The sequence below is a fragment of the Phytoactinopolyspora endophytica genome, from assembly GCF_004138495.1.
GTDB classification, from domain to species: Bacteria; Actinomycetota; Actinomycetes; order Jiangellales; family Jiangellaceae; genus Phytoactinopolyspora; species Phytoactinopolyspora endophytica.
In genome coordinates, this window is the sequence record NZ_ML142852.1 from 495921 (window position 1) to 496534 (window position 614).

Genomic DNA, 614 nt, shown 5'->3' on the forward strand with positions numbered 1-614 from the left:
AGAACGCGTCACAACCAAGAGCGCATCCGTCCTCCCTCCCGGGCGGATACGGATGCGCGGCGTGCTCACCCGCGAGGCACAACGCGCCGCCGGGGCGATCCCCACCGCCGAACCATTCACCCGAACCACCCGCACCGCCATGCCCGCCCCGCCGCTGCGCCTCGGCATCGCCTGCGACGTATCCGGATCCATGCACCCCTTCACCGCACACGTCGCCTCGGCGGCATGGATCCTCGCGCACGCCGCCCACCACACCCACGTGCCCGCCGACACCGCGACCGTGATCTTCGGACACCACGTCCACCCCGTTGTCCACCCCGGCAAGGCACCCGCCACGGTGACTGAATTCGCCGCGCGCGACAACTTCGAAGCCATCGACGACGCTATCGACGCGCTCGACGGCGCCCTCGGCCTGTCCCGCCCCGAAGCCGCCCGCCTGCTGGTCATAGTCTCCGACGGCCGCTACCGCGCCGAACCCCGCAAACAGGGCCAACGACGCATCGACCGGCTACGCGCCACCAGGTGCGCCGTGCTGTGGCTTACCCCCGACACACCATCCTCCGACCCGCTCGACGGCACCACCGTGCACGTCATGACCGACCCCGCCGCAGCGC

General features: G+C 71.2%; 1 protein-coding gene. It reads left to right on the plus strand.

The window, feature by feature from the left end:
- Nucleotides 1-61: 61 nt before the first annotated feature.
- Nucleotides 62-614 (plus strand): VWA domain-containing protein (locus tag ELR45_RS10700; RefSeq protein WP_205856366.1); only part of this gene is annotated, 553 nt, incomplete at its 3' end.